The organism is Bradyrhizobium sp. 197, from assembly GCF_023073375.1.
Lineage (GTDB): Bacteria > Pseudomonadota > Alphaproteobacteria > Rhizobiales > Xanthobacteraceae > Bradyrhizobium.
In genome coordinates this window covers 293,237-317,047 of the sequence record NZ_JADPJJ010000055.1, presented here as the reverse complement: position 1 = coordinate 317,047, position 23,811 = coordinate 293,237, and the positions used below count along the sequence as shown (strand labels likewise).

The window sequence follows — 23,811 nt, the reverse complement described above, 5'->3', positions numbered from 1 at the left end:
GTCCCTGCTTGCCCCAACATCAGGAATCATAATCATGAATCGTCCCGAACGAAATTTCACGAGCGGCGAGATCCGCCTGGAGCGCCGCTTGCCGTCGTACTGGCGCGTCACCTTCGACATGCCGCCTGTGAATATTTTCGGCCCGAAGCTGCTCCCGCTGCTGGGTGACATCATCGCTGAGATCGAGACCGATCCCGGTGTGAAGGTCGTGGTGTTCGACAGCGCCGTCGAAGGCTTCTTCATCACGCATTACGACTTCCTCGCGCCGCTGGAGGATTCCTTGAATATCCCGCCCGGGCCGACCGGCCTCGAGGCGCTGCCTGATATGCTGGTGCGTCTCAGCCGCGCGCCGGTGGTCTCGATTGCGTCGATCAGGGGCCGCGCGACCGGCGTCGGCAGCGAGCTGGCGCTCGCGAGCGACATGCGCTTTGCCAGCCGCCAGAAGGCGATCTTGTCGCAATGGGAAGTTGGCGCGGGCCTCGTGCCTGGCGGCGGGCCGATGGCGCGGCTGCCGCGCCTGATGGGCCGTGGCCGCGCGCTCGAAGTCCTGCTGGGCGCCGACGACATCCACGGCGATCTCGCCGAACGTTACGGCTATGTGAACCGGTCGTTGCCGGATGCCGAGCTCGACGGCTTCGTCGAAGCGCTGGCCATGCGCATCGCGTCCTTCGACAAGGAGGCCATTGCCGAGACCAAGCGTCTCGTCGACGTCGCGAGCCTGCCACCGGATGTCGAGATCAAGCCGGAATGGGACGCGTTCCTGGCTTCGCTCGGCCGCCCCGCAAGCCAGACCCGCATCAAGGCGCTGATGTCGCGCGGCTTCCACCGCGCCGGTGACGTCGAGAATAGGCTGGGCTTCCACGTCGGACAGATCGGCAGCTAAAGCGCTTTCGAGCGAAGTGGATACCGGTTCGCGTCAAGAAAACGTGCCAGAACAATAATCCAGAGCCCCGTTCCGATTCCATCGGAACGGGGCTGTGACGGAACCGCTGCGGTGCTCGACCGGTTGGAGAGGCGACAGGCGGTAATGCCAATGTCGCCTTCCTCCGGTGCGGAGCGCCGGAGCCAAACCAAGCAAGGAGAGATGACATGATCCGCAAGGCAAAAGCAGTTTGGAAGGGCACAGGCCGCGATGGCACTGGTCAGCTATCGAGCGAATCCGGCGTGCTCGCCGAGACGCCCTATTCGTTCAAGACCCGCTTCGAGAGCGAGAAGGGCACCAATCCCGAGGAATTGATCGCGGCGGCCCATGCCGGCTGTTTCACCATGGCTCTGGCCTTCGGCCTGCAGCTCGCCGGCTTTACGCCGGACGAACTCTCGACAGAAGCCGCGGTCACGCTCGAGCCCGAAGGCAAGGGCTTCAAGATCGGCAAGTCGGCCCTGACGCTGCGCGCAAAAGTGCCGAACCTCAACGAGGCGGACTTTGCCCGCATCGCCGGGGAGGCCGAGAAGAACTGTCCGGTATCGAAGGTGCTCAACGCCGAGATCACGCTCGACGCCAAAGTGACGTAGGGCGCGCTCAATTTATGTCCATCTGGTTCTGGTTGGGAAGCTGAGCTCGTCGAAGCTTTGGCCTCCGCGAGAGGAACCGGATGGACAAATGCCCGGCTTTCGGCTGGGCCGCCAAAAGCATAGTATGCGACGGATGCAGAACGGACAGACGGATCAATTGGGAGCGGAGATATGACAACGGAACGCGCAGTTTTGGCCGGAGGTTGCTTCTGGGGCATGCAGGATCTGATCCGCAGGCAGCCCGGCGTGATCTCGACTCGCGTCGGCTACACCGGCGGCGCGGTGAAGAACGCCACCTACCGCAATCATGAAGGACATGCCGAAGCGATCGAGATCGTCTTCGATCCTGCCAAGACCAGCTTCCGGACCATGCTGGAGTTCTTCTTCCAGATCCACGATCCGACCACGCTCAACCGTCAGGGCAACGATTTGGGCACGAGCTACCGCTCGGCGATCTTTTATACGAGCGACGAACAGAAGCGGACCGCCGAAGACGCGATTGCTGACGTCGAGGCGTCCGGCTTGTGGCCCGGCAAGGTGGTGACGGAGGTCGCGCCGGCCGGAGAGTTCTGGGAAGCCGAGCCGGAGCATCAGGATTATCTCGACCGTTACCCTGACGGCTACACCTGCCATTTCATCCGGCCCGACTGGAAGCTGCCGCGGCGCGCGACGGCCGCGGGAAGCTGAGCCCGTCGTAGCGCAGTCAGCGCGTACGGTCAGGTTCGCAATTGCGCGATCAGGTCGCGCGCGATGCGCATATCGGCGAAGTCTGAGCCCTCGGCAAAGGCCCCGCAGACATTGTCGAGAACGGCCAGAGCGTTCGCGCTCTGGCCGGCCCCGATCATGGCTCGTGCGAGGCTGATCGCGCATCGCAGCTCCCAGAAGCGCGCGCCTTGCTGGACGGCAATGCCCATGGCTTCGCGAAAATGGGCCTCGGCGTCCCCTGCGTACCGCGCGCTCCTGAGCATCAATTCACCCTTGATACGGGTCAGCTCCGGCAGATACCAGAGTTCCTGCCGGTTGTTGCAGCGGGTCAGGACATCCTCGATCACGTCGAGGCCGCGATCGACCTGGTCGGCCTCCAAAAAGCATGCGGCGAGCTCGCCGAGCAGGGGAAGAAACCGTGGCAGGAAGCGCGCATCGCCGGCGCGATTGAGCTCTTCACTCAACAGCGGCAGTCCCGTCGCGACGTCGCCTCTCTTGACGATAACCGCGGCGTTGAAGGCACGCGCCCACAGCCCCCACAGCCGGATCGCGTGGCGATCGGTATGTTCGAGCAGCTCAGTGCCGTGACGCTCCGCGGCGTCGAAATCGCCGGCCCAGTACGTGATCGGGCAGGCGGCCTGTCCCAGCACGCTACAGAAGGTCAGCGCGTGGCCGTTGGCGCGGCCTTCCTCGATGTTTCTGGCGGTGAGAGCCTGGGCCTGATCGGCCAGGCCCTGAAGCCACAGAATGCGGGCCCGAAAATATTGCGTGGATATCCTGAGGTCGAGCGGGAAGATTTTCGGCTTCTCCGCCAGCACATGCAGCGATGCATTGACCCGGTCGATGCGCAGCCGTGCCTCGTTCTGGTCCCCGAGATAGTGCAGCGCGACGGCCGTCAGCCGATCGCCCAGCATGACATCGGTCCTGTCGGGCGAGTTCGCCGCGGCGTTCGCAAAGCGATCGGCGAGCGTACGGGCCTTGCCGAACTGTCCGTTGTTGAACTGGTCGATGCACAAGCCCCAGAGCGCGCGCAGCCGGAAGTCCTTGTCGTCGAGCCTGTCGGCCAGCTCGAGGGTCGTCTCGAGGATCGGCCGCGCCTCGCGCGCGCGGCCCTCGCCATACATCAGCGACCAGCCGAGCGCCGACAGGAGCTGCATGCGGATGCGGTTGTCCTCGGCGGTGTCTCCGAGCGCTGCGAGCGCCGTTCTGCTGCGCTCACGGCATTCGGCGAACAACGAAAGACGCACCCACAGCGTGACCGCGGCCGCCGTCAGCGCGATACCGAGTGTCGCCTCGCCGTCGGGCCCGAAGGCCCAGTCCAACGCCGCGCGCACATTATCCAGCTCCGCGCCATAGATGCTCAGCCATTCGGGCAGCGGCGTCGAATTGTCGGCCTCCGCGCGCCCGAAGAAATCGCGAAAATGTTCGGCGTGGCGGCGCGCGAACTGCCTGGTTTCGCCGAGCTCGTTGAGTTTTCCGTGCGCATAGGTGCGCGTGGTGTCGAGCAGGCGATAACGCAGCGTCCGCGAGCCGGACGGCGAGATCAGCGACTTGGTCACCAGGCTGTCGATCGCTTCGAGAGTCTCCGATGCGGTGACGCCGTCACCGGACGCGACGGCGGCAGCCGCCTCCGGCGCGAAAGGTCCGGCGAAGACCGACAGGCGTCGTAGCGTAGCGCTCTCCGCAGCGGGCAGAAGATCGTAGCTCCAGTCGAGAGCCGCGGCGAGGGTCTGGTGCCGCGGCACGGCGGTGCGCCGCCCGCGCCATTGCAGCGAAAAGCGGCTGTCGAGCAGGGATGCCGTGCCGGCGATGCCGTAAGCATTGACGCGGCCCGCCGCGAGCTCGATCGCCAGCGCGATGCCGTCGAGACGCCGGCAGATGTTTGCGACGAGGGGCGCCTCTTCTGCGCTGAGCTGGAACGGACCCGAACTCTGCGCGATACGCTCCACGAAGAGTTGAGCGGCGGGATAGGCAAGCACCTCGGCGACAGCAAGCCCTTCGCGCTCGGGCGGACAATCCAGCGGGAATAGCCGGAAAATCCGCTCGCCTTCGCTCCGGAACGACTCGCGGCTGGTTGCGAGAACACGAAGCTGCGGCGCCTCGCGAACGATGCGCTCGACCAGCGGCGCCAGATTATCCAGCACATGTTCGCAACTGTCGAAGATCAGCAGGGCCGGGCCGGTCTTCAGAAATGTCAGCAGGGCCGGCGTCGGATCCTCCGCACTGATGGTCAGTCCGAGCGCCGAAGCAATGGTGGTAGCGATGTGGCTGGCATCCCTCAGCGGGCCGAAATCGACAAAGAAGGCACGTCCGCCGAAATCCTGGGAGCGGCGATGCCCGACGGTGACGGCGACCGCGGTCTTGCCGATGCCGCCCGGTCCGACCACGGTCATGAAGCGATAGAGCGAAAGTCCGTTCGAGATTTTCTCGATGACGTCTTCCCGGCCGACCATCTTGGTAAGCTGAGCGGGCAGAGAGCGGGGAGCAGCGATTTCGGCCGGGGGAGGGGCGGCCGGCGGGGCTGGTTGAGCGAACGAGGCGACAAAGCAATAGCCACGGCCGGGCACGTTGACGACATAACGGGCCGACTTGCCGGTGTCGCCGAGCGCCTTGCGCAGCGCCGCGATATGGAAGCGCAGGCTGCCCTCGTCGACATTGACGTCAGCCCAAATGCGCTTGACCAGCTCTCTCTTGTCGACGACTTCACCCGGGCGTCCGGCAAGGAAGATCAGAATGTCGAGCGCGCGGCCGCCGACATGAAGCGGCGAGCCCTCCTTCTCCAAGAGCCGGGACTTCGGAAACAGTCGAAATGGCCCAAAGGAAATGGCCGAGTCTTCGTTACGATCTGGCACGCGCCATCGCCCCCTCGAAGGGAGTCAAAAGGTATTACTTTCTCGTCTATCAGAACGAGGCGTACAGTAAACTGGCGGAAAGCAGTGGGCAGGGCTGAAAGCCCTGCGCGGACGGTTTAGGTGGACTGTAGTGCCAAAATAATGCTTGCAAAGCAAAGAGTTAGGCCCACGTGACTATGTCATGATGCCGGGGCTGATCCGGATGTCGCATTGACTGTGGGCGCGGATTGCTGCGATGGCAGGCCGGGAGCCGGTCCCGCCACCACATTGACTGCCGACTTCCGGAATTTGAACATGCCTTCCTTCACGCGGCGACAATTCGTGCATGCGTTACCGGGCGCAGCGGCGCTCGCCGCGCTTCCCCGCAGCGGACAAGCCGGCGACTACCCGTCTCGTCCCATTCGTCTCGTGCATCCGTACGGGGCCGGCGGAGCGGGGGACCAGATCGGGCGTCCCTGGGTCGACAAGATGTCATCGCTGCTCGGGCCGACCTTCGTCGACTATATCGGCGGTGCCGGCGGCGCGATCGGGACTGCCGCGGTTGCGCGCGAGGAGCCCGACGGCTACTCGCTGCTGCTCGGCAACGGCAGCACGCAGGTCATCATTCCCCTGACCTCGGCAAATCCCGGCTATTCCGTTGACGATTTCCGCGCCATCTACCGTCTGATCAGCACTGCGCTGGTCTTCGCCGTCCATCCGTCGTTGCCTGCCGCAAATCTGCGCGAGTTGATCGCCTACGCAAAGGCCAATCCGGGAAAGCTGTCCTACGGGACGCCCGGCATCGCCACCGGAAACCATCTGGTCGGCGAATCCTTCAAGCAACAGGCGGGCGCATTGGATATCGTCCACGTGCCCTATCGGGGGATGTCGCAGGCGGCCAACGACCTCGTCAGCGGCCAGATCTCGCTCATCATTGGCGTGATGTCCGTCCAATTGAAGGAGCTGAGCGAGGCCGGGAAGGTCAGGCTGCTGGCGGTCACCACCGAAAGGCGGCTGAGCGGTGCACCGGAGATTCCGACTGCCGTCGAATCCGGCATGCCGGATCTTCGCTATGAGGGATGGTTCGGCATCTTTGCACCCAAGCACACCGACGATGCCATCATCGACCGGATCGCGCAGGCCACGCGGCTGGCCATGTCCGATCCGGCGCTTCTGGCGAGCTATCGCGCCCAGGGCATGGAGCCGGACAACGATTCAAGCCCCGACAAATTCCAGCGCATCGTCGAGGCCACATCCGCAAGCCTGGCGCCCGTGATAAAATCAATCGGGCTGAGCAATTTGTGAGGCCGCTCAGCCGTCTGCGCGCGTAACAATGCGCGCCGACAGCGTGACGAGGCCCATCAGCGCAGCCAGGAGCCAGAACGCCATCGGCAATCCGCCAAGACGTGCGGCGAACCCGACACCGGCGGGACCGACGAGGACGCCGGCGTAGCCGGCGGTCGTGATCGCCGCGACGGCGAGCCCCGTGGGCATCACCTTCTGCCTCGCCGCCCGGCGGAACAGCACCGGCACGAGGTTTGATGCGCCGAGGCCGATCAGCAGGAAGCCGCCGACGCCGACCACTGCTACGGGAGCCGTGAGCAGGACTGCGAAGCCCGCGATCGCAATGAGGCTGCCCCAGACCAATGTCGTGCGGTCTCCGATGCGCGCGACGATGGCGTCGCCGCCGAGCCGCCCCATCGTCATTGCGATCGAGAACACGATGTAGCCGATCCCGCCTTGCGCCTCGGAGACGAGGCCCGCGCCGATGACGAGTAGCGCGCCCCAATCGAGCATCGCGCCTTCGACGAGGAAGGTGATGGCGCAAAGCAGCGCGAGCAGGAGCACGGAGCCATGCGGCAGCACGAACAGAGGCCCCCCCTGCACCTGCACGGAGCGAAGCAGGCGCGGCCAGGTCGCCAGCATTGCGATCAGCATCAGGACGGAGCAGATCAGCGTGCAAGCGAGCGCACCGAGTCGCAGCGAGAGCAGCGCGGTCATCAGCGCGGCTCCGGCAAAGCCGCCGATGCTGAACAGCGCGTGGAAGCCGGACATCAGCGGACGTCCCGCGGCGCGTTCCACCTCCACCGCGTGGATGTTCATGGCGACATCGATGGAGCCGAGCGCGGCGCCGAATGCGAACAGTGCCAGCGCCAGCGTCGCGGGCGCGCTCGCGATTGCCAGCAGGGGCAGGACGAAAGCGAGACCGAGCCCGCCCGCAATGATGATCGGCTTGCTGCCATGGCGTGCGCTCATGATGCCGGTCAGGAGCATCGCGACGACCGAGCCGATGCCGAGGCTGAGCAGGAGCAGTCCGAGGATGCCGTCATCGACGGCGAGCCGCGCCTTCGCGAACGGTACCAGCGGTGCCCAGCACGCGATGCCGAAGCCCGCGACGAGGAAGGCAAGCCTGGTCGCAAGGCGTGTCGCCGGCGTGTCGGCAGAAGGCATGGGAACTCCGGGGGACGCGGGGCGGGGGTGAATCGACAAGCCCTGCGATTGCCGCGCCTTTATGTCCGCAGCGTGCCCGAATTGTCGCAGGCAGCCATCGCCAGCTGCAAGTGGACGCGCAAGGCCTTGTGCCTTGTTTCGCCGCCCCGTCAACCCCACCGCGCAGAAATATTCCACTTTACCGAAATTCGGAATTGGCGTATGTGTCGCCCATCCCGGCTCACCCTTGAGGGGCGACCATGTGTCGTGATGGTCGTAGAGCCGGGCTTGCGGTGGACGCGACAGCGTCGGGTGCGAGAGGCGTGGGCAGGGCGGATTGCTCTCCGTGAGCCCGAGGCTTCGTGTCGACGAGCGGCGCTGTCAGGTTCGTCTCGCCAGCATTCTTCCGGTAACGTCGACAACGCCGGGAGATAATGCGGCGAGCAGCGAACCGTGCGTACGGCAAAACCGTGTGGTCCTGGCCGTCGTTGCTACGGTCAAGCCTTGGCGGATGCGGCACTTGCGTCAACCGGCGCGGCGTCGTGACTTTCGCTGGGGTGAGGGAGGCCAAAACGAACTCGGCTCCCGGGAGAGCACGGCATAAGCCGTAAAGCCACTGCGCAGGGAAGGCCGAGTGATTTGGCGACACCTGTATGCTGCTGTGCGGTTCTTTTGCGCTACATTTTCGCGCGGCGGACCGCAGGTGCCAGCCGGCACCCGGCCTTCCCTGCGCCCTCTTGGACAAGAGGGTGAAGCGACCAAGCAAAGCTCGGGCGAATTGCGCCGCGACGCTGCGAAGGTGTGACTGGAAGGCAAAGATGAATGCGAGGAAGAACCGCTCCTGTGCCCCGGACGCCGCGCAGCGCCTTGCGGTGCGCTGCGGAGCCGGGGCCCATGTCTCCGAGCAATCCGTGTCGCCCTGGATCCCGGCTCTGCGCAGCAGCGCAAGAGCGCTGCGAGCGTCCGGGCCACAAGAGTGGGCGGCGGCACGTCGTTCTAGCCGCCGAGTATCCTCCGGCAAGCGTCGACAAACACCTGCGCGCCCGTGACGATGTCAGCGTCGGCGGTGTTCTCGGTCCAGTGATGGCTGATGCCGCCGATCGACGGTACGAACAACATGCCCGCGGGCATGACGGTCGCCAGCATCTGCGCGTCGTGGCCGGCGCCGCTGGGCATGCGGACGGACCGTCCGTCCGCCAGCGCCTTGCTCGCGGCCTCGATCGCGTCCTGAATGCCGGGGTTCATCATGGCGGGTACACCGGTGCGCAGCTTTTCCACGGTGACGGTGCAGGGGCCGTTCGCGCTGAATTCATCCGCCATGCTCCGCAGCAGTTCTTCCAGCCGTGCGATGACGGAAGGATCGTCGTCACGGATCTGGAACAGCATCTCCGCGCCTCCGGGGATGATGCTGGGCGCGCCGGGATCGAGCGTGATGCGGCCGGTGGTCCAGACCGTGCGAAGACCGCACGCGGCAGGAAAACGCCCGTCGATGGCCACGCAGAATTTTGCGAGCGCGAGGCCCGCATCCTTCCGCGCTGCCATGCGGGTGGTGCCGGCGTGATTCTGCTCGCCGACAAAATTGATCTGGTATTGCCAGATGCCGACGATGGAGGTCACGACGCCGACCGCAAGGCGTCCGCTTTCGAGCGTGTCGCCCTGTTCGATATGCGCTTCCAGATATCCGACGTGCCGACCCGGCTCTGCGGTAGCGCGCGATCGTCCAGCGAACCCCATGTCGGCGAGCGCGTCCCGCATGGTGCGGCCACTGGTGCGGTCGCGAGCCGCGTCAATATCGGCCTCGGTCACTTGCCCGACATAGGAGCGCGAACCGAGGAAGTGCCCGAAGTGTCCTTCCTCGTCGCACCAGGCGGCAACTTCGACCGCGCCGCTGAACGAGGGATCGGCATTGAGCACGCGGGCCGCTTCGAGCGCGTAGACGACACCGAGCGGGCCGTCGAGCCAGCCGGCGTAGTTCTGGCTTTCCAGGTGCGATCCCGCCAGCAGCTTGGATCCGCGCTTTGCGCTGCTGCCGAAGACATTGCCGATGCCGTCAATGGCGGCGGTGAGGCCCGCGTCGGGCAGCTTCTGCACCAGCCAGTCCAGCGAAAGCCTGTGCGGCTCGGAGAAGGTCGGCTTGTGCACCCCGGTCTTGTAGGCTCCGATGGCGCGGAGCGCATTGAGGTCGGCGAGAACCCGTTCGCCGTTTGCGCGCGAGAAAGTGTCAGGCATGTTCGGCAACCTTCAGCGCCTCGGTACGGATCTCCTCGACCAGCCGTTCCTTCAGCTGGACGAATTCGGGCGTGGTCTTGATCTTGTAGGAGCGCGGATGCGGCAGGTCCACATTGATCTCGGCCTTGATGCGGCCGGGGCGTGCGCTCATGACGATGACGCGGCTGCCGAGGAAGATCGCTTCCTCGATGTCGTGGGTCACGAACAGCACGGTCTTCTGGTCGCGCTCCCAGATCCCGAGCAGCATTTCCTGCATCAAGGCGCGGGTCTGGTTGTCGAGCGCGCCGAAGGGCTCGTCGAGCAGCAGGATCTTCGGATCGTTGGCGAGCGCGCGGGCGATCGCGGTGCGCTGCTGCATGCCGCCGGAGAGCTGTTTCGGCCAATGGTTCTCGAAACCGGACAGCCCGACCTGGCGGATGAAGGTATCGGCGATCTTGTGGCGCTCCGCCTCGGACACGCCACGCTCGCGCAGGCCGAAGGCGATGTTCTCGCGTACGGTCAGCCAGGGAAACAGCGTGTAGGACTGGAACACCATGCCGCGGTCGGCACCCGGGCCGGTCACCTCGCGTCCGTCGAGCATCACACGTCCGCCGGTCGGGCGATCGAGTCCGGCGACGATGCGAAGCAGCGTGGACTTGCCGCAGCCGGAGGGGCCGAGGATGGTGACGAAGTCGTTGTTGCCGATCACAAGATCGGTCGGCTCCAGCGCCCTGGTCGGTGCGTTGCCGTGGCGCGCGGGAAAGGTTCGCGAGACCTGTTCGATCTTGAGGGTCGTCATGCGAGCCTCCAGGGAAACAGCCACGCGTTGAACGCCTTGAACAGGAAGTCCGAGACGAGGCCGATCAGTCCGATCACGATGATGCCGAAGATGATCTGGCCGGTGTTGAGCAGCGCCTGGCTGTCGGTGATCATGTGGCCGATGCCGGAGGAGGAGCCGATCAGTTCGGCGACGATGACATAGGTCCAGGCCCAGCCCAGCACCAGCCGCAGGATTTCGGCGATCTCCGGTGCGGAGGAGGGCAACAGCACGCGGCGGATGATGCCGCGGTCGCTGGCCCCTAACGTATAGGCCGCCTCGACCAGATCGCGCCGCGTCGTGCCGACGGTCACCGCGATCATCAGGATGATCTGGAACACCGAGCCGATGAAGATGACGAGCAGCTTTTGCAGTTCGCCGATGCCGGCCCACAGGATCAGGAGCGGGATGAACGCGGACGCCGGCAGATAGCGTGCAAAGGAAACGAAAGGCTCGAGGAACGCCTCGACCGGCTTGTACGCGCCCATCACCACGCCGAACGGCACCGCGATGATTGCGGCCAGCGCGAAGCCGCCGACGACGCGCCAGATCGTCATGCCGATATCGAACAGGAAGCCCTGTTTGGCGATCAGATCGACGCCTTCCTGCACCATGGTGAGCGGGTTGGCGAGGAACACTTTCGACACGTGGCCGCCGAAGGTCGCCCAGGACCAGAGGGCGACGAACACCACGAAGAACGCAAGGCCGTAAGCCACGCGCTGCTTTGACGTCACGGGATCGAGGGGACGCATCAATGGTCTATCCGAGCGGTGAACAAGTTTACCGGCCCCGCCGAGAGACGGGGCCGGCGGCTCCCAGGAGGTTTACTTGATGTAGCTCGCGTCGAAGAGGTCCTCCACCTTCGGCGCGGCCTTGATGATGCCGATCTCGAGCAGGAGGTCGGCGGCCTCCTTGTTGAAGGTCAGGAAATCGCCGGCGAAGAATTTCTGGTTCGCGGCCTTGTCCTGCCAGCGCAGATACTTTGCCGAGTTGCCGAACGCCTCGCCGCTCTGCTTCACGTCGGCGCCCATGATCTCGTAGGCCTTGGCCTGATCCTTGGCGATCATGTCGAGGGCCTCGAAATAGCTGTCGGCGAGCGCCTTGGCCGCCTTGGGGTTCTCGGTGAGGAATTTCGGCGTGCAGCCGAACGTGTCCATGACGATCGGATAGTCGAGCGTGGTCGCGATGATCTTGCCCTTGTCGGGCGCGGCACGAACCGTCGACAGATACGGCTCGTAGGTCATCGCGGCGTCGTTCTGGCCGGAGACGAAGGCTTGAGCGGCAGCGGCCGGCTCGAGGTTCACGACGGTGACGTCCTTCACCGACAAGCCGTTCTTCTTGAGCATCCAGGCCAGCGCGAAATAGGGCGAGGTGCCGGGCGCGGAAGCAGCAACCGTCTTGCCCTTCAGGTCCTTGATCGCGGCGAAATCGTTGCGCACGGCCATGCCGTCGGCACCAAAGCTCTTGTCGAGCTGGAAGATCTGCTTGGTCGCGACGCCGTTGGCGTTCCAGGAGATCCAGGTCTCGACGGTGGTCGCCGCGCACTGGACGTCACCGGAGGCGATCGCGAGATGGCGGTCCTTCTGCGGAATCTTCTTGATGGTGACATCGAGGCCGTTCTTCTTGAAGATGCCGGCTTCCTTCGCCAGCGTCAGCGGTGCGAAGCCGGTCCATCCGGAGATACCGACGCCGACCTTGATGTCGTCGGCGAGCACGGGAGTGGAGGCCGTAAGCGCAATGATTGTCGCGAATACTTTCGAACTACGCATGATTGTCGTCCTCTTGCCGATCGATGGATTGACTTCCTGTGGATCACTGTCGGCCCCTATGGACCGCTGCCCGAAGCGTTGCACGATTTGTGCCGACATCGTCCTCTCAGCCTCCCTTGAATCGGGCGACAAGGCGGTGAGAGTCACCGGGATAGAGCAGGCGCACCGCGGTGATCGTGCGCGCGCTGCGCCAGGTATAGCGATCGATCACGAGGCAGGGTGCGCCGACGGCGATGTCGAGCGCGTCCGCCGTGCGATCGTCCGCAACGATGGCGCTGATCGTATGCTCGGCCTCTGTCCATGGAACATGGTGAAGCAGCCACGAGCCGGGCGGCTCACGCGAGAAATCCGCGGTCCCAGCGTCCGGGACCGACGCAAGATCAATCAGCCTGTCCTCGACGGCAAAAGGCACGTTGTCGGCGCTGTGCCGGCAGGTGATCGCAACGACCTTGCCGGCTTTCTTGACGCCGAGACGCTCGCGGTCGGCAACGGTCGCAGCGCGCAGCTTGCGGCCGATCAGCTCGTAGCCGTAGCCGCGGCCGAGCGCGGTGATCTCGGCGCGGATGTCGGCAATCTTGAGCACGGCAGATTGGTGTTGCGGCCGGCGGACGAAGGAGCCGGCACGTCGCCGCCGCTCGATCAGGTCGGCTTGCGCGAGCTCCGACAGCGCCTTGTTTACGGTCATGCGCGAGCAGCCGTAACGCGCGACCAGTTCGTGCTCGAACGGAATGCGATGCCCCGGCGGCCACTCGCCGGTCAGGATACGCTTCTCGATATCGGCGCGGATCCTTTTGTAGAGCGACGGCTGGTCCGCTGTATCAGTGGCGAGGCTCATGCCACGAGCCTCCACACAGACGCGTTGAAGTGGTCGCGTGCGACCTGGCGCAGTCTGTGCCGGCCGCCCTCGACGACCTTGTCGCCACCGGCCCAGACGCAATCGATTGCACCGCTGCCCGCGGCAAAGATCCAGCCGTCGATGGCGGCGTCGCGCGCGCGCCCCGCCAGCGAGGGATGCGTGGTGTCGAGCGTGACGATGTCGGCGCGCGCACCTGGCGTGAGGCCGACTGACATCTGTGCCAGCGCCTGCGCACCACCGGTGAGCGCATGATCGAACAGGGCGCGTCCCGTCGAGCGGCCTGCGCCAGCGGAGAGCACGTTGCGCTCGCGGTGCTTGAGCCGCTGGCCGTATTCGAGCTGGCGCAGCTCGTCGGCGACGCCGACCAGCACATTGGAATCGGTGCCGATGCCAAAGGCGCCGCCGGCACCGACGAATTCGCGAGCCGGAAAAATGCCATCGCCGAGGCTCGCCTCGGTGATGGAGCAGAGGCCGGCGACGGCGCCGGTCCTGGCGAATGCAGTGACTTCTTCATCCGTCGTGTGAGTCGCGTGGATGAGGCACCAGCGTCGGTCGACCGGCGCGTGCTCCAGCAGCCATTGCACCGGACGCTGTCCAGACCAGGCCAGGCAATCCTCGACCTCCTTCACCTGCTCGGCTGCGTGAATATGCACCGGCCCGCGGTCCGCGAGCGGAATGATCGCTGCAAGCTCGTCAGGCGTCACCGCGCGCAAACTGTGCGGCGCAATGCCGATGTTGGCACCCGGCAATTTAGCGATCGCCTGGCGCGAGGCGCCCATCAGCGCGGCGAACTGATCGACCGTGCAGATGAAGCGGCGCTGGCCGGCATGCGGCGCTGCGCCACCGAAGGAGCCGTGGGCATAAAAACTCGGCAGCAGCGTCAGCGCAATGCCCGAGGCTTCGGCGGCCTGCGCAATGCGTGCGGCCATTTCGCCGGGGTCGGCGTAATGCGAGCCGTCGCGATCGTGATGCAGATAATGGAATTCGCCGACGCGGGTAAAACCCTGCTCCAGCATTTCGACATAGAGCAGCGTCGCGACGGCGGCGACGTCATCCGGCGTCATCGCCAGCGCGAAGCGATACATCGTCTCGCGCCAGGTCCAGAACGTGTCAGTGCTATCGCCGCGCAGTTCTGCGAGTCCCGCCATGCCGCGCTGGAACGCGTGGCTGTGCAGGCTCGCCAATCCCGGAAGCGCGATTTCGTGGCGCTCGTCGCCGGAAGCCGGCGCCACGCCCGGCGTCACCTCGGCGATCGCGCCGGCGGTGATCACCACCTGCACGTCATTGGCCCAGCCCGAGGGCAGGAGCGCGGAGGCGAAATGCAGTCGTGTCATGTTTCCATGGCGGCTGGACAGAACCGCCCCACGATTATATGTCTAGACATATAAGTCAAGCATCCCACGTGAAGGGACAGTTGCATGGCAGAGCGCTTCGACCGGATCTGGCATAAAGCCCGGCTCGCCACGATGCGGGCCGACCATCCCGATCTCGGTGCGATCGAGCATGGCGTGATTGCCGCGCGCGACGGCCGTGTCGTCTATGCAGGTGCGCGGACCGATTTTCCGGCGAATGCCGATGCAGCCGACCGGATCGATTGCGAAGGGCGCTGGATCACGCCCGGCCTCGTCGATTGCCACACTCATCTGGTCTATGGCGGCGACCGCGCCCATGAATTCGAGCTGCGCCTGAAGGGCGCGAGCTACGAGGAGATTGCGCGCGCCGGCGGCGGCATCGTCTCGACGGTGGCCGCGACACGCAAGGCGAGCGAGTCCGAGCTCGCAGCACACGCGCTGCCGCGGCTCGATGCGCTGATCGGCGAGGGCGCCACCACCGTCGAGATCAAGTCCGGCTACGGCTTGGACATCGAGACAGAGATGCGGCAGCTTGCCGCCGCGCGCGGCCTCGGCCGCCAGCGGCCGGTTACGATCCGCACGTCGTTTCTTGGCGCGCATGCGCTGCCGCCAGAGGCCGATGGCGACAAGGATCGCTACATCGATCTCGTCTGCAAGGAGATGTTGCCGGCGATAGCAAAGGCAGGCCTCGCCGATGCCGTCGATGCCTTCATGGAAGGTATCGCATTTTCCGGTGAGCAGACGGAGCGGGTGTTCGAGACGGCGAGGCGGCTTGGACTGCCGGTCAAGCTGCATGCCGACCAGCTCTCAAACCTCGGCGGCGCTACGCTTGCCGCGAAATTCTCGGCGTTGTCGGCCGATCACCTCGAGCACACCGACGAAGCCGGTGCAGCGGCGCTGGCGAAGGCTGGAACGGTGGCCGTGCTGCTGCCCGGCGCCTTCTACTTCATCCGCGAGACGCAAAAACCGCCGGTCGAGGCATTCCGCATGCACGGCGTTCCCATGGCGCTGGCGACCGACAGCAATCCGGGCAGCTCGCCGCTGACTTCGCTCCTGCTCGCCATGAACATGGGTGCGACGCTGTTCCGGATGAACGTGGCCGAATGCCTGGCCGGTGTCACCCGTGAAGGCGCGCGCGCGCTCGGCGTGCTGAACGAAACCGGCACGCTCGAAGCCGGCAAATGGTGCGACCTCGCCATCTGGGACATCGAGCGTCCCGCCGAGTTGGTCTATCGCATCGGCTTCAATCCGCTGCACCGCCGCGTGTGGAGGGGACAGTGACGGAGCAGAAAGCAGCGATCGTCGTCAAGCCGGGGACGGTCAGCCTCGACGATCTCGTGCGCGTACTTGCGGGGGAATCCGTGGTGCTCGATCCGTCGTTCTGGCTGCGTGTCGAGGCCGCTGCGGAGATCGTCGCGAAGGCCGCGCGGGCCGATGCGCCCGTCTACGGGATCAACACCGGCTTCGGGAAGCTGGCGTCGAAGCGGATACCGCCGGATCAGACCGCGCTGCTTCAGCGCAACCTCATCGTCTCGCATTGCTGCGGCGTCGGCCTGGCGACGCCCGAGCCGATCGTCCGCCTGATGATGGCGCTGAAGATCATCTCGCTCGGGCGCGGCGCCTCCGGCGTGCGCCGGGAGGTGATCGAGCAGTTGCAGGACATGCTGGCGCGGCGCGTCTATCCGCTGGTGCCGCAGCAGGGTTCGGTCGGCGCTTCCGGTGACCTCGCGCCGCTCGCGCACATGACCGCAGTGATGATCGGCGAAGGACAGGCGATCGTCGACGGCAAGCCCGTATCGGGCAGCGACGCGCTCGGCGCAGCCGGCCTGACGCCACTGACGCTCGGCCCCAAGGAAGGGCTCGCACTGATCAACGGCACGCAGTTCTCGACCGCCTATGCCGTCGCTGGCGTGCTGCGCGGATTTCGCCTGGCTCGCGCCGCGCTCGTCACCGGAGCGCTGTCGGTCGATGCGGCGATGGCCTCGACGGCGCCGTTCCGCCCCGAGATCCAGGCGCTGCGCGGCCATTCCGGACAGATCGCGGCTGCAGCGACCTTGACGGCGCTGCTCGACGGCAGCGACATCCGCCTGTCGCATCTCGAAGGCGACGAGCGCGTGCAGGATCCCTATTGCCTGCGCTGCGAGCCACAAGTCGCGGGCGCGGCGCTCGACCTGATCATGCAGGCCGCGCGCACGTTGATCGTCGAGGCCAATGCCGTCACCGACAATCCGCTCGTACTGATCGAGACCGGCGAGATCGTCTCCGGCGGCAATTTCCACGCCGAGCCGGTCGCCTTTGCGGCGGACACCATCGCGCTGGCGCTGTCGGAGATCGGCGCGATCAGCGAGCGGCGCATCGCGACGCTGGTCGATCCCGCGCTCAATTTCGGCCTGCCGCCGTTCCTGACTCCAGATCCCGGTATCAATTCCGGCTTCATGATCGCCGAGGTGACGGCGGCCGCGCTTTATGCCGAGAACAAGCAGCGCGCGGCCGCCTGCTCGATCGATTCGACGCCGACCAGTGCCAACCAGGAAGACCACGTCTCGATGGCTGCGCATGCTGCGCGACGCCTGTCGGACATGGCCGACAATCTTGCCGCCATCCTCGGCATCGAGCTCTTGGTCGCGGCCCAAGGTATCGCGCTGCGCGCGCCGCATGCGACGAGCGCGCCACTCGTTGCCGTGATCGCCGCACTGCGCGAGCAGGTGCCGGCGCTCGGTGCCGACCGCTACATGGCCGGCGATCTCGCCAAGGCTGCAGCGCTGGTCGAAGCCGACGCGCTGCCGGCGGCGGCGCTCGCCGTGCTTTCGACTGACCCGTTTCCGACACTTGCTTGACGAGGTGTTCCGCATGAACCGCCGACTGGACAATGACCGCACTATCCGCGCGCCCCGCGGCAGCGAAATCAGCGCGAAGAGCTGGTTGACGGAAGCGCCCTTGCGCATGCTCATGAACAATCTCGATCCCGACGTTGCAGAACGTCCGAGCGAGCTCGTCGTCTATGGCGGCATCGGCCGCGCCGCGCGTGACTGGGAGAGCTTTGACCGGATCACGGCGGCCTTGCGCAAGCTCGAAGCCGATGAGACGCTGCTGGTCCAGTCCGGCAAGCCGGTCGGCGTGTTCCGCACCCATGCCGACGCGCCGCGTGTCCTGATCGCGAACTCCAACATCGTGCCGCACTGGGCGACGCTCGACCATTTCAATGAGCTCGATCGCAAGGGCCTGATGATGTACGGCCAGATGACGGCCGGCTCCTGGATCTATATCGGCAGCCAGGGCATCGTGCAGGGCACTTACGAAACTTTCGTTGAGGTCGGACGCCGCCATTATGGCGGCAGCCTCGCCGGCAAATGGATTCTCACAGCCGGTCTCGGTGGCATGGGCGGCGCGCAACCGCTGGCTGCAACCATGGCCGGGGCTTCAATGCTGGCGGTCGAATGCCAGCCGAGCCGCATCGAGATGCGGCTGCGCACCGGTTATCTCGATCGCCAGGCCGCGACGCTCGACGAGGCGCTTGCGATCATGGCGGAGGCGGCGACGACGAAGAAGGCGGTCTCGGTCGGCCTGCTCGGCAATGCCGCGGAGATTTTTCCCGAGCTGGTCCGCCGCGGCGTCAGGCCCGACATCGTCACCGACCAGACCAGCGCGCACGATCCGATCAACGGCTATTTGCCAAAGGGCTGGACGCTGGCCGAATGGGAGACCAGGCGCGCCGCCGATCCCAAGACCGTGGAGCGCGCCTCGAAAACCTCGATGGTCGAGCACGTCCAGGCCATGCTGGATTTCCATGCGCAAGGCATTCCGACGCTCGACTACGGCAACAACATCCGCCAGATGGCGCAGGACATGGGCCTGAAGAATGCCTTCGATTTTCCGGGCTTCGTTCCCGCCTATATCCGTCCCTTGTTCTGCCGCGGCGTCGGGCCGTTCCGCTGGGCCGCGCTGTCGGGCGATCCTGAAGATATCTTCAAGACCGACGCCAAGGTGAAGGAGCTGATGCCTGACGACAAGCATCTGCACAATTGGCTCGACATGGCCAAGGAGCGCATCAAGTTCCAGGGCCTGCCGGCGCGGATCTGCTGGGTCGGCCTCGGCGATCGCGATCGCCTGGGCCTCGCCTTCAACGAGATGGTGGCGCGCGGCGAATTGAAGGCCCCCATCGTGATCGGCCGCGATCATCTCGACAGCGGCTCGGTGGCGAGCCCCAACCGTGAAACCGAGGCGATGAAGGACGGATCGGACGCCGTGTCCGACTGGCCCTTGCTCAACGCGCTGCTCAATTGCGCCAGCGGCGCGACCTGGGTCTCGCTGCACCATGGCGGCGGCGTCGGCATCGGCTATTCCCAGCATGCCGGCATGGTGATCGTCGCCGACGGCACGCCGGAAGCGGCGAAGCGGATCGCGCGCGTGCTCTGGAACGATCCTGCCAGCGGCGTCATGCGCCATGCCGACGCGGGCTACGACACCGCGATCGAATGCGCCCGCGACAAGGGTCTCGATCTGCCGAGCTTGGCGAAGTAGCTGGGACTCAGGCCACGACCTTGGCTCCGGCGCCGCCAAGGCGCCGGCGTTCCTTTGTGAGATGACCGTCGATTACGTCGGCAGGCATGGGCTTTGCGAAGTAGTAGCCCTGGATGAAGTCGCATCCCAGCCGGCGCAGGGTGTCGAGCTGAGCGCGAGTCTCGACGCCCTCGGCGACGCAGGCGCAACGTATTGTCGCACCGACAACGGTGGGGGCCGACATGCCAGCTTCACCTCTCCCCCAGAGAAGGAGAGGTGAAGATAGCGCAAGACGGTCGCTATTTCTTCTCGAGCGCCGCCGTCTGCTTGGCAAGCTGCTTGTCGAAATCTTCCGACAGGCTGGTTGCGTAGGTTGCGAGTTCGCCGGGTTTGACGAACGGGTTCGGTGCGCCGTCCTTCATCTCCGCGCGCTTGGCCTGCATGCCATAGACCTCCGGATGCGGCCCGAGCAGCACGTCGATCTTCATCGCCTTCACCTTGGCGAAGGTCGCGCGGTAGTCGTCCACAATGCCGGCATGGGTCGGCTGGCCGACCAGCCTGTTGAGAGCCACCGTGCCGCTGCAGAAAAACAGCACCTCGCGATCCTGGCTGCCGTCCTTGACGGTCATCTCCCAGCTCGTACAGCCGGGCGAGTGGCCAGGGGTTGAATGCGCAGTCAGCGTGGTGTCGCCGAGCCTGACCTTGTCGCCTTCCTTCACGGCGCGGTCGACCTTGACCGCGGGGAAGGCGAGGTCCTCGTTGTTCTCGTCGCCGGGATAGTAGCCGCCTTCGAGCAGCGGCTTGTCGCGTTCGCCGGCGATGAGCTGGGCGCCGGTCTCCTTCTTGATCTCGGCGAAGCCGCCGGTGTGGTCGAAATGCGCGTGTGTGTTGAGAATGATCTTGATGTCAGAGACCTTGAGACCGAGCTTCGCAATATTGTCCTTGATCATGCCGGTCGACTGCGGCAGCGCCGTATCCATCAGGATCAGGCCCTGCGAGGTCTTGATGACGTAGACGGCGATACCATCGGTGCCGACATAGTAGATATTGCCGATCAGCTGGAATGGCTCGAACGGCGTGGTCCATTTCTTGGTGACCGCGGCAATGAAATCCTTGACGGTCTGCGCCTGCGCGCCGGTTGCGAGGAACGCCAGCGCGCAGAGCGCGGCCGTGAGCTGCTTCATCGTTTGTCTCCCAGAGTGTTCTTGCAGAGTGTTCTTGTCGTTTTGATCGAGCGCGGCCGTCGCGCGGCGCGGCCGGCCGGCAAGCTACGTCGTGCGAGATGCGGCAGCAACGGCCACGTGTCCGGAAAATTTCGTGGCATGCGCGGAATAACGGTGCCTGTCCGGTTTAAGCATGGCGGCAATTGCTGCAACGCGGCCAAGTGGGGTTTGACCGCGCGCAGACAGCTCGCCATACTTTGCGTCAAGACGAGCCAGAAAGACTCGTCAGCACCGGGAGCTGAAATGACCAATTCGTTGTCCGTCCTTGCGGGGACGCTGATTTCCCTCGTCTCCTTCACTTCGATTGCCGTCTCGCAGCCGGCCTGCGTCACCCAGAACATGGCTGTGCCGCTTGGGGCCAACAGCACCGACAAGGCGGCCCCGTTCTTCATTGATACGACAGGTCTCGACTTCAAGACGACGCCTCCGACGCGTGATCCCTCCAATGCCCGCTACCCGCGCGCGACCGAGTTGCCTGACGGAACGCTGCCGGCACCTGGGGCTGAGGGCAATTTCATCATCGGTCCCACCCACAATCCAGCGCCGGAGACGATCGCAAAGGAGGGCGTGCCGCGCGGCACCACAAAATCCTTCACGCTGTCGTCGAAGGAGAGCACGATCTACAATCCCGGCCTGATCCGCGACGACGCCGCCGGCTGCACCAATTCCTCGATCATGACGACCGTCACGGCGCCTGGTGATAAGTCGCACATGATCGTCACCACCAGCCACCCAGGTATCTGGTCGCGTACCATCGACGTCTATGTGCCGGCGCAATATGTGCACGGCACCGAGGCGCCGTTCATCGTGGTCGGCGACGGCGGCTCCAACGCCTACAAGGATCTCGGCACCACGCTCGACAATCTGATCGCGCAGCGCCGCGTGCCGCCGATGATCGCGATCCAGATCGGCAATGGCGGGCAGGACGCACAGGGCAGCCAGCGCGGCCGGGAATATGACGCGGTGTCAGGTGCCTACGCGCAGTTCGTCGAGCGTGAAGTGCTGCCGCTGGTCGAAAAGAACGCCGACGTCAGGCTGACCAAAAATCCCGATGGGCGTGCGACCATGGGGCTGAGTTCGAGCGGCGTGGCAGCTTTCACCATGGCGTGGTTCTATCCCGAACTCTATCACCGCGTGCTGGCCTTCTCGCCGACCATGGTCAACCAGCAATGGCCGTATGATCCGTCGCTGCGCGGCGGCGCCTGGGAATATCACAGCGCATGGACGGGGCCGGCCACACCCAACCTCATCTCGAAGGCCGGCGTGCTCACGCCGGCTGAGCCGCCTGGCGCACCGCTGATCGCCGCCGCACCGATCAAGCCGATCCGCTTCTGGTTCTTCGGCGGTGATCAGGACCTGTTCTATCCGAACCCCACCATTCCCGACGGCATGCACGACTGGACCCTGTCCAACGCGCTGACGGCCAAGGTGCTGGCGGAGAAGGGCTATCATTATCAGTTCCTGTTCGTGCGCAACGCCAAGCACGTCGACCGTCCGACGATCGCGCAGACACTTCCGTCGGCGCTGGAATGGGTCTGGAAGGGCTATCCGATCCCCTGAGCGCGAAGAAGCCTAACGCCCGACCGTCACGCCGGCGGTCGAGCGCATGGCGTCCTTGAGGCTCGTCGCGTTCTTGTCGTCGAGGACCTGACGAGTCAGCACGGTGGTCTGGCCGGGCGTGTTGAGGATCGTCTCTCCGCGCGAGGAAGAGAGCCGGTCGGCCTTGTAGGGTGCGGCCGGATCGGTGGCGGGCGCTGTAGAGGACGTGTGCTGCGGCCGTTTACCGGACGCGGCTAAGGCTCCCTGCGAAACGAAGAGGGCCGCGATCACGACCAGTCGCAATGATTTTGCCGGCATGCGATCTCCCATATTCGGGGCGTCAGCCTAGCATATGGGCGCGTCGTCGCAGAAAGGTAAGGGTCAGGCGAGAGCCGCCCGGCGTTCCCGCATCGGTTCGCGGACCCGGTCGGGTTTTCCGGGCTCGGCGAGCCGCGTAAAACTGCGCTGGCTTGCATGCGCGGGTGCTTCGACAATCACGCCCTCGCAGGCGATCTGTCCGCCGAGCATCCGGAATTCCAGCTTGTCGTAGCGCGGCATCGTCTCGCCGGGCGCGGGCGGCAACAGCCCGACGCTCCCCTGGATGTTCAGCGTGGCATCGCCGGCGCCGTGAAGCCGCGGATTCCACATCCTGATCCCGGTCTCCGCCCAGCGCTGCCGGATCAGCGCGGCGCGGTCGGCGGGTTCTGCGATTTTTGCACGAGTCTTCGGCGCGCTGGCGATCTCCAGAGCGGGAGCCTCGGGGGCCAGCTCCGGCGCGACGTCCGCGACGACGCTCGGTGTGGGGACGGCAGACTCGTCCGCGGCGATCGCTGCAGCCGGAGCCGGATCGCTTGCGGGGACCGGTGCGATCTCCATCGCGGCGTCGACAGACGAGACCGGAGCCTCCTCCGCGTTGACGAAGTCGACGCCCGTCGAGATTTCCGTGAGCGGATCGTTGCTGATGAGGTCAGCCGCATCAACCGGCTCGCTCTCGATCTCGACCGGCGAGAGAGAAGCCTCTTGCCCGACGATTGGCTCGACCTGCGTCGGCGTCTCCCGGGATGAATCGTCGCTGCCGCCGACATCGGTTGCCGCTGCCGACGGGCTATCCGCGATGACAGAGATAGCAGTGTCGTCTTCGATGGCCGGAGCCGCGACCGCGGCGTCGCAGCGCGACGGTTCCGCGCTGATGCTGGTCTCAAGAGGCGGAGCGGCTTCTGCAATTTCGGCAACAAGGGCGGGCGAAGCGTCTGCGCTATCAGGCGCGACGTCGATGCTGCCGCCGTGAGGCAACGGCCGAAGCTTCGTGAACGCCCATTTCACCGCGGGGATGCGGCGCAGCAACGATATCAGTCTCGAAAGCACTGGGAGTTGTCCAAGAGGTACTCGGCGTGAGGCAATCGCTGATTCGCCAGCAATGTAAAAAAATGCCCCGGCCATCACACTGATGTCAATGTAAGTGGGACCAATTGCAGAACATCCACACCCATCGCGCGCAGGCGGTGATTTCGCCCGCGTGACTGTAACCTCAGTGCAGCCCCGCCCGCACCGTGACCTTCGCGCATACCATCGGCGACGACAAGCTTTGGCTGCATGAAAACTTTTGGAGAGGGGACGATCGCCCCTCTCCAGATTTCCGATCGATGCCGGCCTATTTTCCGGAGCCCGCGCCGCCGCCGGCCTGGCTGCCCATGTTATTGGTGTTGCTGCCGCCGGCCGAAGGGGTCTGCTTGCCCTTGCTGTCGCTGGCCTCGTTCTGCATGTTCGACGACGCGCCGGTCGTCATGCCCTTGGTCGCGGGGCCCCGCGACGAGGGGCCGACGTCGCCCTTGCCGGATGCGCTTGGGGCGGGTTGTGTTTGCGCAAAGGCGCCGCCGGTCGCCAGCGCCATGATGCACGCAGATGCCAAAATGAACTTCTTCATCTGGTTTCCTCCTGGGTTCACCTCCGGACAACCTGCGCGCGGGGCGGACGTTCCCAATTGGCAGCGCCGCGAGAATCGCACCAACGCGCGTTGACGAAATGTCGGTGTTCCCCTGCACGGCCCTATCGACGGTAGAGTTTGGAAC

Annotated in this window: 20 protein-coding genes and 1 pseudogene; 8 read left to right on the top strand and 13 right to left on the bottom strand. The window is 65.2% G+C overall.

Going from position 1 to position 23,811, the window contains the following annotated elements; translation table 11 throughout:
* The first annotated feature begins 34 nt into the window (after window positions 1-34).
* The 3 genes from IVB27_RS12915 (at window position 35) to msrA (ending at window position 2,199) form a co-directional block, all read left to right on the top strand.
* Entirely contained in the window at window positions 35-883 is an 849-nt protein-coding gene (locus IVB27_RS12915) for an enoyl-CoA hydratase/isomerase family protein (RefSeq protein WP_247443939.1), read from the top strand.
* 206 nt (window positions 884-1,089) lie between these two features.
* Window positions 1,090-1,512 carry an OsmC family protein gene (locus tag IVB27_RS12910; protein ID WP_247443938.1) on the top strand — a complete coding sequence of 141 codons (423 nt, stop codon included), beginning with the start codon at window positions 1,090-1,092 and terminating at the stop codon, window positions 1,510-1,512.
* Window positions 1,513-1,683: 171 nt separating this feature from the next.
* Window positions 1,684-2,199: a peptide-methionine (S)-S-oxide reductase MsrA gene (msrA, locus tag IVB27_RS12905; RefSeq protein WP_247443937.1), complete on the top strand. Its 516-nt coding sequence runs from the start codon at window positions 1,684-1,686 to the stop codon at window positions 2,197-2,199.
* A gap of 29 nt (window positions 2,200-2,228) precedes the next feature.
* Here msrA and IVB27_RS12900 read toward each other — a convergent pair whose 3' ends face one another.
* Complete coding sequence (locus IVB27_RS12900; RefSeq protein WP_247443936.1) at window positions 2,229-5,069, bottom strand: ATP-binding protein; 2,841 nt, start codon at window positions 5,067-5,069, stop codon at window positions 2,229-2,231.
* 294 nt (window positions 5,070-5,363) lie between these two features.
* On the opposite strand from IVB27_RS12900, the gene IVB27_RS12895 reads away from it, so the two are divergent.
* A complete protein-coding gene (locus IVB27_RS12895) occupies window positions 5,364-6,353 on the top strand; it encodes a Bug family tripartite tricarboxylate transporter substrate binding protein (RefSeq protein WP_247443935.1) in 990 nt (329 codons plus the stop codon).
* Between the two features lie 6 nt (window positions 6,354-6,359).
* Here IVB27_RS12895 and IVB27_RS12890 read toward each other — a convergent pair whose 3' ends face one another.
* From IVB27_RS12890 to IVB27_RS12860, 7 genes are all read right to left on the bottom strand, one after another.
* A complete protein-coding gene (locus IVB27_RS12890; RefSeq protein ID WP_247443934.1) occupies window positions 6,360-7,499 on the bottom strand; it encodes an MFS transporter in 1,140 nt (379 codons plus the stop codon).
* A gap of 975 nt (window positions 7,500-8,474) precedes the next feature.
* On the bottom strand, window positions 8,475-9,707 hold the full coding sequence (locus IVB27_RS12885; RefSeq protein ID WP_247443933.1) for a Zn-dependent hydrolase: 1,233 nt from the start codon (window positions 9,705-9,707) through the stop codon (window positions 8,475-8,477).
* On the bottom strand, window positions 9,700-10,485 hold the full coding sequence (locus IVB27_RS12880; RefSeq protein ID WP_247349621.1) for an ABC transporter ATP-binding protein: 786 nt from the start codon (window positions 10,483-10,485) through the stop codon (window positions 9,700-9,702). Before IVB27_RS12880 ends, IVB27_RS12885 begins: the two co-directional genes overlap by 8 nt.
* Window positions 10,482-11,255 carry an ABC transporter permease gene (locus tag IVB27_RS12875; RefSeq protein WP_247349666.1) on the bottom strand — a complete coding sequence of 258 codons (774 nt, stop codon included), beginning with the start codon at window positions 11,253-11,255 and terminating at the stop codon, window positions 10,482-10,484. The genes IVB27_RS12880 and IVB27_RS12875 overlap by 4 nt, the downstream gene beginning before the upstream one ends.
* Before the next feature lie 72 nt (window positions 11,256-11,327).
* A complete protein-coding gene (locus IVB27_RS12870; protein ID WP_247443932.1) occupies window positions 11,328-12,272 on the bottom strand; it encodes an ABC transporter substrate-binding protein in 945 nt (314 codons plus the stop codon).
* Window positions 12,273-12,378: 106 nt separating this feature from the next.
* The gene (gene hutC / locus IVB27_RS12865) at window positions 12,379-13,107 is read right to left on the bottom strand and encodes a histidine utilization transcriptional repressor HutC (protein WP_247443931.1); all 729 of its coding nucleotides are present in this window, start codon (window positions 13,105-13,107) and stop codon (window positions 12,379-12,381) included.
* Complete coding sequence (locus IVB27_RS12860; RefSeq protein WP_247443930.1) at window positions 13,104-14,462, bottom strand: formimidoylglutamate deiminase; 1,359 nt, start codon at window positions 14,460-14,462, stop codon at window positions 13,104-13,106. Before IVB27_RS12860 ends, hutC begins: the two co-directional genes overlap by 4 nt.
* 84 nt (window positions 14,463-14,546) lie before the next feature.
* Here IVB27_RS12860 and hutI point away from each other — a divergent pair, with 84 nt between their 5' ends.
* Genes hutI through hutU form a run of 3 tightly spaced genes read left to right on the top strand, consistent with a single transcriptional unit; the run spans window position 14,547 to window position 19,001 of the window.
* Entirely contained in the window at window positions 14,547-15,761 is a 1,215-nt protein-coding gene (gene hutI, locus IVB27_RS12855; protein ID WP_247443929.1) for an imidazolonepropionase, read from the top strand.
* On the top strand, window positions 15,758-17,317 hold the full coding sequence (hutH, locus tag IVB27_RS12850; RefSeq protein ID WP_247443928.1) for a histidine ammonia-lyase: 1,560 nt from the start codon (window positions 15,758-15,760) through the stop codon (window positions 17,315-17,317). The genes hutI and hutH overlap by 4 nt, the downstream gene beginning before the upstream one ends.
* 13 nt (window positions 17,318-17,330) lie before the next feature.
* Window positions 17,331-19,001, top strand: a complete 1,671-nt coding sequence (hutU, locus tag IVB27_RS12845) for a urocanate hydratase (protein ID WP_247443927.1) — start codon at window positions 17,331-17,333, stop codon at window positions 18,999-19,001.
* A gap of 7 nt (window positions 19,002-19,008) precedes the next feature.
* Here hutU and IVB27_RS43585 read toward each other — a convergent pair.
* Window positions 19,009-19,185: pseudogene (locus tag IVB27_RS43585) on the bottom strand (EAL domain-containing protein); the annotation flags it as partial.
* A gap of 94 nt (window positions 19,186-19,279) precedes the next feature.
* A complete protein-coding gene (gene blaBJP / locus IVB27_RS12835; RefSeq protein WP_247443926.1) occupies window positions 19,280-20,164 on the bottom strand; it encodes a BJP family subclass B3 metallo-beta-lactamase in 885 nt (294 codons plus the stop codon).
* Window positions 20,165-20,446: 282 nt separating this feature from the next.
* On the opposite strand from blaBJP, the gene IVB27_RS12830 reads away from it, so the two are divergent.
* Window positions 20,447-21,763 carry an alpha/beta hydrolase gene (locus IVB27_RS12830; RefSeq protein WP_247443925.1) on the top strand — a complete coding sequence of 439 codons (1,317 nt, stop codon included), beginning with the start codon at window positions 20,447-20,449 and terminating at the stop codon, window positions 21,761-21,763.
* Window positions 21,764-21,775: 12 nt separating this feature from the next.
* Here IVB27_RS12830 and IVB27_RS12825 read toward each other — a convergent pair whose 3' ends face one another.
* From IVB27_RS12825 to IVB27_RS12815, 3 genes are all read right to left on the bottom strand, one after another.
* Window positions 21,776-22,060, bottom strand: coding sequence for a TonB-dependent receptor plug domain-containing protein (locus IVB27_RS12825; protein ID WP_247443924.1), 285 nt, complete (start codon window positions 22,058-22,060; stop codon window positions 21,776-21,778).
* A gap of 63 nt (window positions 22,061-22,123) precedes the next feature.
* Window positions 22,124-23,107, bottom strand: coding sequence for a hypothetical protein (locus tag IVB27_RS12820; RefSeq protein ID WP_247443923.1), 984 nt, complete (start codon window positions 23,105-23,107; stop codon window positions 22,124-22,126).
* A gap of 286 nt (window positions 23,108-23,393) precedes the next feature.
* Window positions 23,394-23,666 carry a hypothetical protein gene (locus IVB27_RS12815; protein WP_247349605.1) on the bottom strand — a complete coding sequence of 91 codons (273 nt, stop codon included), beginning with the start codon at window positions 23,664-23,666 and terminating at the stop codon, window positions 23,394-23,396.
* Window positions 23,667-23,811 lie beyond the last annotated feature (145 nt).